Genomic DNA, 13008 nt, shown 5'->3' on the forward strand with positions numbered 1-13008 from the left:
AAAATTCTTGGAAACATTCGTTTTTTGTTCCAAATTTTTGATCAAAAATTGAATTCATGTCCTATTTATGATAGAATATGTGGAAAAGCACTCTGGAGATGGCAATGAAATTAAGAACCAATAGCAAGGGTCTAAAGGGAACCATTCGTGTCCCTGGTGACAAATCCATCAGTCACCGATCCATTATTTTTGGAAGTCTTGCAAAGGGCGAAACCAAGGTCTATGATATCTTGCGAGGCGAAGATGTGCTTTCTACCATCCAGGTGTTTCGAGATTTAGGAGTCTCCATCCAAGATGACGGGGATGTGATTCGGATTCAAGGAGTAGGCTTTCAAGGTCTTCAAGTCCCGACATCTCCCCTTGATATGGGCAATTCAGGAACTTCTATTCGTTTGATCTCAGGTGTACTAGCAGGTCAGGATTTTGCAGTGACCATGGTCGGAGACGACAGTCTTTCCAAACGGCCCATGGATCGTGTCGCGATACCACTGCGTCAGATGGGGGTAGAGATTGCTGGTCAGGGAGATCGCGATTGCCCACCTTTACATGAAAAAGGGACGCATCAGCTTCAACCGATTCATTACCGTTTGCCAGTGGCATCGGCCCAAGTCAAGTCTGCTCTCATTTTTGCTGCTCTACAAGCTGAAGGTGAATCGACGATTATCGAGAAGGAAAAGACGCGTGACCATACGGAGGATATGATTCGCCAATTTGGTGGAGAGATCCAAGTGGATGGAAAAACCATCCGCATCCAAGGTGGACAAGAGTTCCAAGGTCAAGAAGTCATCGTTCCTGGAGATATTTCCAGTGCAGCCTTTTGGTTAGTGGCTGGCCTCATTCTGCCAGATAGTGCGATCAAGATTGAAAATGTGGGCATCAATCAAACGCGGACAGGGATTCTCGATGTGATTCAAGAAATGGGGGGAGATCTCACCATGGAGGATCGCGATGAAAAAGCGCTCTCTGCAAGCCTCACTGTCAAGACTTCGTCCTTAAAAGGGATTCGGATTGATGGGGAGTTGATTCCACGCTTGATTGATGAATTGCCGATTATTGCCTTACTAGCGACACAAGCAAATGGCCAGACCGTGATTGCGGATGCTGAGGAGCTTCGTGTGAAAGAAACGGACCGCATCCAGGTCGTAGCAGATAGCCTCAATGCTATGGGAGCCAATGTCGTGCCAACGGAAGACGGCATGATCATCACTGGACCGACTCCTCTACATGGAGCAGACTTAGGGACCTTTGGAGATCACCGGATTGGTATGATGGTTGCCATTGCTACCTTATTGGTGAGTGATGGAAATGTGGTGTTGGATCGGGCAGAGGCCATCAACACCAGTTACCCTAGTTTTTTTGAAGATTTGGAGACCTTACTGCATGGCTAAAATTTTACTTGGTTTTATGGGAACAGGTAAAACGACCGTTGGTCGCATTCTTGATCCAAAGTTCCATGATATGGATGAATTAATTGTTGAAGAGATCGGTATGTCGATCAATGACTATTTCGAAGTGGAAGGAGAAGCTGCCTTTCGTCGTCGCGAAGCTGAAATGCTGGAGCGTTTGTTGGAAAACGAGGCAGCCATTATTTCCCCTGGAGGTGGGATTGTGGTCAATCCTCATAACCGTGCGCTCTTGGAAAAAAATCCTCACAACATTTATCTGCGGGTAGATTTTGAAACCTTGTACAGCCGCATTCAAAATGACAAAGCTATGCAACGCCCCCTCTTTTTAAACCACACCAAAGAAGAATTCAAGAAGATTTTTGAAGGACGTTTGCCTTTGTATGAGGATATTGCTACCCATATTGTGGATGTCGAGGACAAAACACCTGAAGAAATTGCGGAGATCATTCGATGCTTGTAGGCTATCTTGGTCCCAAGGGATCCTTTACTCATGATGTGGCGACACATAGCTTTCCAACTTCTGAACGCATCGCCTATCGGACGATCACAGATGTCATCAAGGCTTATGAGAATCAAGAGATCGATTTTGCAGTCGTCCCAGTTGAAAACTCGATTGAAGGTAGTGTCCATGAGACCATTGATTACCTCTTTCATCAAGGGACGATTCAGGCCGTTGCAGAAGTGGTCTATCCCATCAAGCAACAGCTCTTGGTGGCTAAAAAAGATCGGCCCATTCGAACGGTCTATTCGCATCCACAGGCCTTGGCCCAAGGGAAGGCTTTTCTAAGGGCTCATTATCCGGATGTGGCCATGGAAATGACGGCTTCAACAGCCTATGCGGCTCGCTATGTAGCAGAGCATCCGGACTTGGAAATTGCAGCGATTGCCCCTCTGGCAGCAGCCAGTGAGTACGGCTTGGAAGTACAGGCCAAAGACATCCAAGAAATCGAGGACAATTATACACGTTTTTGGATTTTAGGGGCCAAAGAGCCAGCGATCTCAGAAACTTTAAGTCCGGCCCTTCAAAAAGTTAGCTTGGCCTTGACCTTGCCAAGTAACTTGGCAGGAGCCCTCTATAAAGGCTTGTCTACTTTTGCTTGGCGGGGGATCAATCTGACCAAGATTGAAAGTCGCCCCCTAAAAACAGCTTTAGGAGAATACTTTTTCATTATTGACCTCCTAAACGAAGCGCCTGATCTTCTGCAATTTGCCTATCAAGAATTAGATAGTTTGGGCATTCAGACAAAAGTCTTGGGTCAGTATCAGGTCTATACCTTAAAAGATAACGGAATGGAGAAAAGATGAGTAACGAATCCAACTTTCTATCTCACCATGAGCGAAAGCGATTAGAGTACTTATACTCAAATTTTCATTATTTGAATGAACGAGAACAACTAGAATACAATTACCTGCTCAAGAAGAGCCAAGGAGCTTATGAGGAAGCAGAAGCCCTTCAACCGGAGGTAGACACTACAGAAGAAGTGCAAGGTGAGATTGCTGAACCGATTGGGGCTCTCCCTGTTTACCAATCGCGTAGCAAAAAGTCTAAGAAGAAAGCAGTTGCTGCGACGAGCGATATACCTAAGAAACCACGGAAAAAGATCCGCGTCAAACGGATTCTCAAGTGGATTGCTCTCTTTTTCTTGCTCATTATCGGTGGTATGGTCTTCATGTTTGTGAAAGGCCTCAACAGCAAGCCGACAGGTCCAGATGCCAAACCGGCTGTCGTTGAGAAATTTAACGGCAAGAAGTCGCGAGATGGGGTCAATATCCTGATTTTGGGGACAGATGGTCGGATCGGTGAGAAATCGGATGAGACCCGGACAGACTCCATCATGGTGGTCAATGTCAATAACAAAGAAGGCAAGATCAAGATGGTCAGCTTCATGCGGGATACATTGGTCCATATCGATGGTGTCAGCCAGCAAAATATTCCTGAATATGATGGCTACTACGACCAGAAGCTTAATGCAGCCTTCACTATCGGGGAGCAAAATAACAACCAAGGGGCTGAATTGGTGCGTCAGATGCTCAAAGATAACTTTGACATTGACATCCAATATTACGCCATGGTCGATTTCAAGACCTTTGCGACAGCGATCGATACCCTCTTCCCAAATGGGGTCGAGATGAATGCGCAGTTTTCAACGGTTGATGGCGAAAAGGTCAGTGAAGTAGAAGTTCCAGACGATTTGAACATGAAAGACGGTGTCGTTCCGCAACAAACCATCAAGGTTGGAAAGCAACGGATGGATGGCCGGACCCTTCTCAATTACTCGCGTTTCCGTAAGGATGATGAAGGGGATTTTGGCCGGACTCGTCGCCAGCAAGAGGTCATGTCTGCCATTATGCACCAGATCAAGGATCCAACCAAACTCTTTACGGGATCAGAAGCCCTCGGGAAAGTCTTTGCTATGACATCTACCAATGTACCTTTCTCCTTCCTATTGACCAATGGACTTGGCCTAGTCGGTAGTGCTGGAAAAGGAATTGAACGAGTGACCATCCCAGAAAATGGGGATTGGGTCGATGCCTACGATATGTATGGTGGCCAAGGCTTGCTCGTCGATTTCGATGCTTATAAAAAGAAATTGTACCAAATGGGACTGAGATGATATAATAAGGGGATAGGAGTTTTGGACTCCACCCCTTTTAATTTGTAGAAAGATAGAACACCATGTTAAAGAAAAATGAAATTGTAACCGTTGAGATTGTTGATTTGACCCACGAAGGAGCAGGAGTGGCTAAGGTCGATGGCCTGGTCTTTTTTGTGGAGAATGCCCTACCAGGAGAAGTGATCCGCATGCGCGTGCTTAAAGTCAACAAAAAGATTGGCTATGGAAAAGTAGAGGAGTACCTAGAAAAATCCCCTCATCGTAATGAAGAGCTTGATCTTGCCTATTTACGAAGCGGAATCGCCGACTTAGGTCACCTAGCTTATCCGGAGCAACTGAAATTCAAGGCCAAACAGGTCAAGGATAGCCTCTACAAGATGGCGGGAATCACTGATATGGAAGTGCCTCTGACCTTGGGGATGGACCATCCTGTCCAGTATCGCAACAAGGCCCAAGTCCCTGTTCGTCGGGTCAATGGTCAGGTGGAGACAGGCTTCTTTCGGAAGAACTCTCATGATTTGATGCCGATTGAAGACTTTTATATCCAAGATCCCGTCATTGACCAAGTGGTCTTGGCTCTTCGAGATTTGATTCGTCGGTTTGACCTCAAGCCTTATGATGAGAAGGAACAGTCTGGCTTGATTCGTAACCTTGTGGTTCGTCGAGGACATCATTCTGGAGAAATCATGGTCATTTTGGTCACCACTCGTCCTAAGGTGTTTCGTGTGGACCAGTTGATCGAGCAGCTGATCAAGCAATTCCCAGCTATCAAATCTGTTATGCAAAATATTAATGACCAGAATACCAATGCCATTTTTGGGAAAGAATGGCGTACGTTTTATGGTCAAGACTTTATTACGGACCAAATGTTGGGCAATAGCTTCCAAATCTCAGGACCAGCCTTTTACCAGGTCAATACCGAAATGGCAGAGAAGCTCTACCAGACAGCCATTGACTTTGCGGAGTTAAGAGAAGATGATGTGGTGATCGATGCCTACTCAGGAATCGGAACTATTGGATTATCTGTCGCTAAGCATGTCAAGGAAGTTTACGGAGTAGAAGTCATCCCCGAAGCCGTGGAGAATAGCCAGAAGAATGCTAGTATAAATGGCATCACCAATGCCCACTATGTCTGTGATACAGCTGAAAATGCTATGAAAAATTGGCTCAAGGAAGGCATCCAACCAACCGCCATTCTGGTCGACCCACCACGCAAGGGCTTGACCGAAAGCTTCATCAAAGCCAGCGCCCAAACAGGCGCTGACCGCATCGCCTATATCTCCTGTAACGTCGCCACCATGGCGCGTGATATCAAACTCTACCAAGAGTTGGGCTATGAATTGAAGAAAGTACAGCCGGTGGATCTTTTTCCGCAGACGCATCATGTCGAGTGTGTGAGCTTGTTGGTGAAACGCAGTTAATCCTCAAAAGGTTCCCCGAACCTTTTGAGTCCCACAAACGCATCACGTGGAGTGTGTTGCTCTGCTCGTAAAAACCTAGAAACCTTTGAACGCAAGGGAGTTTGAAAAGCCTTGATTGCAAGGCTTTTTGTATTGGCGTGGGGAAGTATCAGAGTGAGAAAATTTTTGGAATGAATAGAAGTGATAGCTAGAAATTATCAGTTTCTATTTCCATTTACCCTGTGGGTACGTGTTTGTTTCCATTGACAAGGAGTTTATGGGAATAGAAACGTCCCCACCTTACATATCTCCAGAATGGACGATTGAAATTGAGACAATTTAATAGAGATAAGCTCTTGTTATGTTTCTTTTAAGTCAATAAACTAACAATACTCAAAGTATGCTCAAAAATATGATATAATCTAGAACATAAGGCAATACTGTTTTAAAGTATTTTCTCTTAACCATGTCTCGTTAGACAAATCTGATTCGTCTGGTTTTCTAATAGATTTTAATGCTGACTTGGTTTTATAGCCATTATGCTCTCCATTATTTTAGTGTAGAACACTTTGGTTATTAGTTTTTTGTTACATTGTAAGCAAATCAATAGAGATAGAAAAAGGGATTATATGTTTAGTTATGAGGTTGTAGCAAGTTTTAACGACTTAGAAAATGCTATTTATACAACTATTTTAGAAAATGAAAATATATCCTCTATGACAATCAAGGAATTGGCCCAACTTGCACATGTATCAGTTGGAACCGTACAACGATTTTGCAAGCATCTAGGATTTGATGGATATAGCCATTTTAAGATTGCTTATAAAGAATATTTAAAAAATGAGCAAATTATTTTAAACAATCAAGACAATAATTCTTTGAAGCTATTCATTGATTATACTGAGCAAGATACTTTTTTGCAGCTGATTATGGAGGCTGTGGCAATCTTAAAGAACGTTGAACAGATTGTTTTTGTCGGAATTGGTTCCTCTGGAACTTTAGGTCGATATGGAGCGCGCTATTTTTCAAATATTGGCAAATTTAGTATGTGTATTGAAGATCCTTGGCAACCAGTGCTACAAAACAGTATGGAAAAAACTTGTGTCATTGCCTTATCCGAATCTGGTGAGACTTCTCAAACATTGAAAATTGTACAAAAATTAAAGGAAAAAGGTTGTCCAGTTATTGCCATCACAAATACATTGGAATCAACATTGTCAAGGCTATCTGATTGCTCCATAACCTATCATGTTCCTCAATTATTTTTAAATGGGTTTAATATTACGACGCAGGTACCTGTTATTCTCATTATTGAAATGTTAATGAAACAACTATATACTACAAAAGCATAAGGGTGTCTATGAATTTATTTGATTATCATAAAGCAAAAGGGCTAAATAATAGTGAATTAAGCGTGTATAATTTTATATTGCAACATAGAGATAAAGTTGCTACGATGACTATCAGAGAGCTATCGACATCTATAAATCTATCGACAACAACCATCATTCGTTTTGCGAAAAAGATGGGATTTGATAGCTACAATGATTTAAAATATGCCTTGTCAAGGTCGGAAGATAAGGAAAATAAACATCGTCACTACTTTCCTATTGATATTCCAGCAATACAATTTTTACAGACTAGTGTCCAAGATGAAGCTTTAAAAAAACAACTATCAGAGATAGCAGACTTGATCGTTCAAGCCAAACAAGTTATCTTTTTAGGGGTGGGTACTAGTCTAAGTTTGGCAGAATATGGCTCATATCTTTTTTCTGGAATCGGTATTCTTAGCTTTGCTATTACTAACCCATTTTATTCTCTGAAATTGCATCATTCTAATTTGGAGGATGTTTTGGTTATTGCTCTAAGTGTCAGCGGTGAGACAGAAGAAGTTCTAACTCTGGTACAGGGATTCAAAGAAAGAAATGCTAAGATTGTTAGTCTGACAAATACAGATATTTCCACTTTATCACAGCTATCGGATATAAATTTATCCTACTTTATGCCAGTTGCCTACGCAGATTCCTCGCTACGTTCCACTAATTTGACCACTCAGATTCCAGTTGTCTATTTTTTAGAATCCTTACGTTACCAAGTTTATTTAAAAAAATAGGAGTGAAAACTCTTGTTTTTTTTATGTAACAAATATTGTTCGACTGTACATATATTTTCTATCTCAATATCTATTGTCAGCAGGTACAGTATGTTATAAAATAGACTTGTTCATAGCGCTAGTACAAAATACAGAAAGGATAGGTAAAATGGCAAAAATACCAGAAGGCTTTTTATGGGGTGGGGCAGTTGCTGCTCACCAAATTGAAGGAGGGTATGATAAAGGTGGAAAAGGCATTTCGATAGCCGATGTGATGACGGTTGGAAGTGCTAGCCACTCTCGACAGATTACTGATGGCGTCTTACCTGACGAATATTATCCGAATCATGATGCAATAGATTTTTACAGAACCTATAAGGACGATATACAATTATTCGCTGAGATGGGATTTAAGTGTTTTCGAACTTCGATTGCCTGGACTCGTATCTTCCCAAATGGAGATGAAGAAGAACCTAACGAAGAAGGGTTGAAATTTTATGATGATTTATTTGATCAGCTGCTAGCTCATCAAATTGAACCGGTCATCACACTCAGTCACTTTGAAATGCCCTATCATCTAGTTACTAAGTATGGTGCTTGGCGTAATCGCAAGTTGATTGATTTCTTTGTTCGTTTTGCGGAAGTCGTCATGGAACGATATAAGGACAAAGTTAAGTATTGGATGACCTTTAACGAGATCAATAATCAAGGTGCAATTAATGTTCCTTGGTGCTCATGGACTAATTCTGGTGTCATTTATCAAGAAGATGAAAATCCAGTTGAGGTACTACAGCAGGTTATCCATTATCAGTCAGTGGCTTCTGCAAAAGTTGTTCAATTGGGTCGGAAAATCAATAAAAATTTCAAAATTGGTTGTATGCTGGCAATGGTACCATTTTACCCGAATACATGTGATACAAAAGATATACTTGCTAGCCAGAAGGCAATGGAGCATCGTTTATTTCACTATGGAGATCTTCATGTTTTTGGAGAGCGTCCTTACTATATCGAGGCCTTTTGTCGAAAAAATAATATCAAACTGGATATTTTACCAGAAGATCTAGAAACTCTAAAAGAAGGTTGTGTAGATTATATTGGCTTGAGTTACTATATGAGTGATACAGTGACTGCTACAGCATCTGAGGAAACAGAAGAGCTTTTCAAAGATGTTTATACTAAGAAAAATCCCTATATTGAATCAAGCGATTGGGGTTGGCAGATTGACCCTGAGGGATTACGCTATAGCTTAAATCTTTTATACGATCGCTATCACTGTCCGCTTTTTATAGTTGAAAATGGATTCGGTGCTTATGATAAGGTAGAGCCTGATGGAATCCATGATTCTTACCGCATTGATTACCTCAAACAACACATTGAACAAATGATGTTAGCGATTGAAGAAGATGGCGTAAATGTCATTGGTTATACCCCTTGGGGCTGTATCGATATTGTTAGTGCTGGTACAGGTGAAATGGAGAAGCGTTATGGCTTTATCTATGTCGATAAGAATAATAATGGCGAAGGAACTTTGCAACGAATGAAGAAAGATTCCTTTACATGGTATCAAAAAGTGATTACATCAAATGGAAACGAATTATAAGGAGTAATTAAAATGAATATTGGATTGTTTTGTGCAGCAGGTATGTCAACAAGTATTTTGGTTGAGCGTATGAAAGAAGCGGCTCAGAAAAAAGGGAAAGATGCAACAATTGCAGCTTATTCCATCAGTGAATTGGAACAAAGAGTTGGAGATATTGATGTGGCTCTATTAGGCCCACAGGTTGGTTTCCAACTTGAAAAAGCAAAAGAAATTTGTGCTTCTCACAATGTTCCTGTAGAAGTGATTGCAATGGCTGATTATGGCACTGTAAACGGTATGGCAGTTCTTAAACAAGCTTACATGATGAAAAAATAAGGAGAAGATGATGAAGGATAAACTAATTAAAAAGTTTGTTGATCGGATGATGGCCTTTGTCAATACCAAAGGTGTAACAGCGATAAAAGATGGTATTGTTTTCTCTATGCCATTGTTGATTGTTGGCTCCATCTTTCTTATCTTGGCCAATTTTCCAGTTCCAGCTCTAGCAACGATGTTAGAAACTAGTGGTATTACCCCTGTTCTCAATCAAGCAATTGGTGCGACCTTTAATATCAGTGCGATTGTAACAGTCATTGGGATTGCGTATACCTATGCTAAGCTAGAAAAACAGGAGCCGCTTGGGGCAGGTGTCATTGCCTTAGCAGTTTTCTTGCTAATCCAGCCCTCCAGTTTGATTTCTAAAAATGGGGATGTAGTTGGTAACATTATTCTGAAGGATTGGACTTCCGGGAAAGGGATGATTGGTGCCATTATCGTTGGTTTGATTGTAGGAGCAAGCTATTCTTGGTTTTTGAAGAAAAATATCAAAATCAAAATGCCAGATGGCGTACCAACTGGTGTAGCCAACGCATTTTCAGCCTTGATTCCTGCTACTGTTATCATCACAGCGGCAACGATCTTTGTCGGACTTGTTGAACAATTGTTTAAGGTCACAACGATTGAAGTGATTTATAATCTTATTCAAACACCAATGCAAGGCTTGACTGACTCATTGTTTGGTGCGGTGCTTATGTGTTTCCTTGTACCATTCTTATGGATGTTTGGGGTGCACGGCTCAACTGTAGTTGGTGGCATCATGAGTGGCTTGCTACAGGCGAATGCTTTGGAAAACCAAGCCATTTTAGATAAGGGCCTTGAATTAAATCTAGCCAATGGTGGTCATATTGTGACGATTCAATTTTTTGATCAATTTATCAATGTTACAGGTGCCGGGATTACGATTGGTTTGGTAGTTTACATGGTTGCATTTGCAAAATCAAAACAACTAAAAATTCTTGGACGTCTTGAAATGGTTCCAGCCATCTTTAATATCAATGAGCCGGTGCTCTTTGGTTTGCCGATTGTAATGAATCCAGTTTTAGCAATTCCCTTTATATTAACGCCTATTTTATCTTGTATCATCCAGTATTCAGCGATTTATTTTGGACTGACACCTATGTATGGTGCCGTTCAAGTTCCGTGGACTTGTCCTCCAATTATTTCAGGATTTATCATCGGTGGTTGGAAAACAGCCTTGTTGCAAACACTTATTTTGGTTATGTCTTTCTTTGTTTATTATCCGTTTATTAAACAGATGGATAAACAAGCTTTACAAGCTGAAATACAAGAAACAAGCGATTTAGAAGACGAAGATTGGTAAGAGAGGCATTAAAATGGACGAAAAAGTACTCGAAGTGTGTTTTCAAATTATCACCTATGTAGGAACAGCAAAATCTATGTACATCGATGCTATTCAATTGGCTAAGCAGGGTGAATTTGAGCAGGCTAAAGATAGAATTAAACAAGGCGAAGAAGCATTTGTACAGGGACACAATGCTCACCACTCACTTTTGACAAAAGAAATGAATGGGGAATTAAACCAAACAGGTCTAATTCTGATGCACGCTGAGGATCAGTTATTGAGTGCAGAAGGTTTTCGAACGATTGCTGAGGAATTTATAGCAGTCTATAAACGCTTTGAGGAAGGTAAATAGAGCAAGTTATGAAAGTAAAAATTAAGCAATGTTAATTACCTATTCAGACAGTCTTGGAAAAAATCTGAAAGACTTGAAGCAGGTCTTAGAAGGCCCTTTGAAAGATGTGGTCGGTGGTGTCCACATTCTTCCCTTCTTTCCATCGTCAGGCGACCGCGGGTTTGCACCCGTGGACTATACCAAGGTTGATGAGGGTTTTGGAGATTGGAGCGATATTGAGGCACTCAGTCAAGACTACTATCTCATGTTTGATTTCATGATTAACCATATCTCAGCCAAGTCGCCTTATTTCCTTGATTTCCTAGAAAAGAAAGATGATCCGCCCATGCGACAAGGTGAAACCGAAGGTCGAGAAGGTATCATGGGGTATAGGTCTCATAGAATGAGGAGGGAAACAGACGAAACGATACGGTAACAGAGAACTGCATAGTGTGGTGATGCCTTTTACCGACTGATATAGGATTGTAGAGATGGTAAACTGGATAGGATTTTGGTCAAGTTGAGTAGTTATTTTGACAGGAATATCATGTGCCAATTTCTCGACAACATCACAATCTCAGGAAGTGGGCAGATTCCTGTAACTTTCCTTGAAGGAAGAGAAGTTGACTTGTAGGAAACTGCAATCGAAAGGTTGCAGTTTTTTGTGTTGTTTCGTGGTATAATATGCTAAAACGATAAACGGTAAGATTGGTTACTAGCTGTAGGAGTTATATTATGGGTAAGTGGACTTGTCAATGCGGATATCCAATGAATGACCATGCTGCTCCAGACCCGAATGCTTTTTCGGTATTCTCGGATGAGTTATGGGAAGAGATAACGGATACCGCAGATGAAAATAATAAGATTGATTATTATGATATTACTGATGCTTCGTACTATGCTTGGCAATGTCCAAATTGTCATAGCTTGATGGTATTCGGTGAGGATGAGAATCCAAATCGTTATACTTTCTATAAGTGGATAGATTTAGATAGTAAAGAGAAGGAGCTATCTGATCAAGAAACTGATTCAAATTCATCAGATATAGTTTACAGAGTTGCATCAGTCACTTTTTCAGAGTTTGGTGAGGAATACATCTATATTTGTGAGGATGAATCAATCAGGGAAGACCATTTTGTGGTTGTACCTGTTGGAATCAACGACGTTGAAAAGATTGCTCATGTTGTGAAGATATATCAGGCTTCGCAAAAAGACATCTCATATCCAATTGACAAGTTAAAGCGTGTGATTAAGCGTTACTCTGATTTTGATAAAGGGAAAGCAAGAGAGATTGCAGCTGAATTATTAAGGTCAGGTCGATGTTTGCAAATAAATGATTTTTCTAAATCAGTAGCAACAGACGAATATTTTGATATTTTGCACAATAAACTTGGATACTGGTGGTTGGAACTGAATGGCGTTCCCATTCCAATGAAGGTTATCCTATTGAATACCAATTATGAAAAGTATCACGTTGACTGCGCTATACATATCAAACCTTACAATATGCACTATAGTACTTTCCAATCGTTAAAGTTATGTACCGACTTTGAGATTGACGCTTCCCGCTGGGTTGATGTCATTTCTTATGAATATGTTTGGGGAAATTACTGGGAACTTGATGGTATCCAGTTTGGGATAACCTGTCAGGAATCATCAGAGGAGGATGAAGTGACACTTGGCAAATACAGTCGTGTCCCATATTATAAGGACTGGCATCCAGATTGGAGCTATAGCTACGGTTTTAATGTAGCTTGGAAACCACATGAATCTGATGAAGACTTATCGGTAGGTTTTTACATTTCTTAAAGTGATAAATTCGTTCAATCATATAATAACAAAGCCATACTAGTCACTTTTCGTTCGATAATATAGATGTTTGCTAGCATCACATGTTGAGGCAGTATCACTGCTTGTTCAAAATGATTTAATATGGATGTATC

The 13008-nt window shown here is 40.9% G+C and carries 12 protein-coding genes and 1 pseudogene; all 13 read left to right on the plus strand.

Translation table 11 applies throughout. The annotated features are described in order from the left end of the window. The first annotated feature begins 104 nt into the window (after positions 1 to 104). The 13 genes and pseudogenes from aroA to HMPREF2926_RS00495 all read left to right on the plus strand — a co-directional run bounded on the left by aroA (position 105) and on the right by HMPREF2926_RS00495 (position 12874). Entirely contained in the window at positions 105 to 1388 is a 1284-nt protein-coding gene (gene aroA / locus HMPREF2926_RS00435; protein ID WP_070586100.1) for a 3-phosphoshikimate 1-carboxyvinyltransferase, read from the plus strand. After that, a complete protein-coding gene (locus tag HMPREF2926_RS00440; RefSeq protein WP_070586101.1) occupies positions 1381 to 1866 on the plus strand; it encodes a shikimate kinase in 486 nt (161 codons plus the stop codon). Before aroA ends, HMPREF2926_RS00440 begins: the two co-directional genes overlap by 8 nt. Then, positions 1857 to 2711: a prephenate dehydratase gene (gene pheA / locus HMPREF2926_RS00445; RefSeq protein WP_070586102.1), complete on the plus strand. Its 855-nt coding sequence runs from the start codon at positions 1857 to 1859 to the stop codon at positions 2709 to 2711. The genes HMPREF2926_RS00440 and pheA overlap by 10 nt, the downstream gene beginning before the upstream one ends. Beyond that, entirely contained in the window at positions 2708 to 4021 is a 1314-nt protein-coding gene (locus tag HMPREF2926_RS00450) for an LCP family protein (protein WP_070586103.1), read from the plus strand. Before pheA ends, HMPREF2926_RS00450 begins: the two co-directional genes overlap by 4 nt. A gap of 62 nt (positions 4022 to 4083) precedes the next feature. Then, positions 4084 to 5442, plus strand: coding sequence for a 23S rRNA (uracil(1939)-C(5))-methyltransferase RlmD (gene rlmD / locus HMPREF2926_RS00455; protein WP_070586104.1), 1359 nt, complete (start codon positions 4084 to 4086; stop codon positions 5440 to 5442). A 608-nt stretch (positions 5443 to 6050) separates the two neighbouring features. Beyond that, positions 6051 to 6773, plus strand: a complete 723-nt coding sequence (locus tag HMPREF2926_RS00460) for a MurR/RpiR family transcriptional regulator (RefSeq protein WP_003014472.1) — start codon at positions 6051 to 6053, stop codon at positions 6771 to 6773. A gap of 8 nt (positions 6774 to 6781) precedes the next feature. Beyond that, on the plus strand, positions 6782 to 7534 hold the full coding sequence (locus HMPREF2926_RS00465; RefSeq protein WP_003014478.1) for a MurR/RpiR family transcriptional regulator: 753 nt from the start codon (positions 6782 to 6784) through the stop codon (positions 7532 to 7534). A gap of 148 nt (positions 7535 to 7682) precedes the next feature. After that, positions 7683 to 9113, plus strand: coding sequence for a 6-phospho-beta-glucosidase (locus HMPREF2926_RS00470; RefSeq protein ID WP_003003486.1), 1431 nt, complete (start codon positions 7683 to 7685; stop codon positions 9111 to 9113). 12 nt (positions 9114 to 9125) lie between these two features. Further along, on the plus strand, positions 9126 to 9428 hold the full coding sequence (locus HMPREF2926_RS00475; RefSeq protein ID WP_003003699.1) for a PTS sugar transporter subunit IIB: 303 nt from the start codon (positions 9126 to 9128) through the stop codon (positions 9426 to 9428). Positions 9429 to 9438: 10 nt separating this feature from the next. Beyond that, positions 9439 to 10752: a PTS sugar transporter subunit IIC gene (locus HMPREF2926_RS00480; RefSeq protein ID WP_003003586.1), complete on the plus strand. Its 1314-nt coding sequence runs from the start codon at positions 9439 to 9441 to the stop codon at positions 10750 to 10752. Positions 10753 to 10765: 13 nt separating this feature from the next. After that, the gene (locus HMPREF2926_RS00485; protein WP_003003528.1) at positions 10766 to 11086 is read left to right on the plus strand and encodes a PTS sugar transporter subunit IIA; all 321 of its coding nucleotides are present in this window, start codon (positions 10766 to 10768) and stop codon (positions 11084 to 11086) included. Positions 11087 to 11114: 28 nt separating this feature from the next. Further along, positions 11115 to 11405: pseudogene (locus tag HMPREF2926_RS00490) on the plus strand (alpha-amylase family glycosyl hydrolase); the annotation flags it as partial. Positions 11406 to 11800: 395 nt separating this feature from the next. Then, positions 11801 to 12874 carry a hypothetical protein gene (locus tag HMPREF2926_RS00495; protein WP_023917873.1) on the plus strand — a complete coding sequence of 358 codons (1074 nt, stop codon included), beginning with the start codon at positions 11801 to 11803 and terminating at the stop codon, positions 12872 to 12874. Positions 12875 to 13008 lie beyond the last annotated feature (134 nt).

Source organism: Streptococcus sp. HMSC078D09 (genome assembly GCF_001813675.1).
Classification (GTDB): Bacteria; Bacillota; Bacilli; order Lactobacillales; family Streptococcaceae; genus Streptococcus.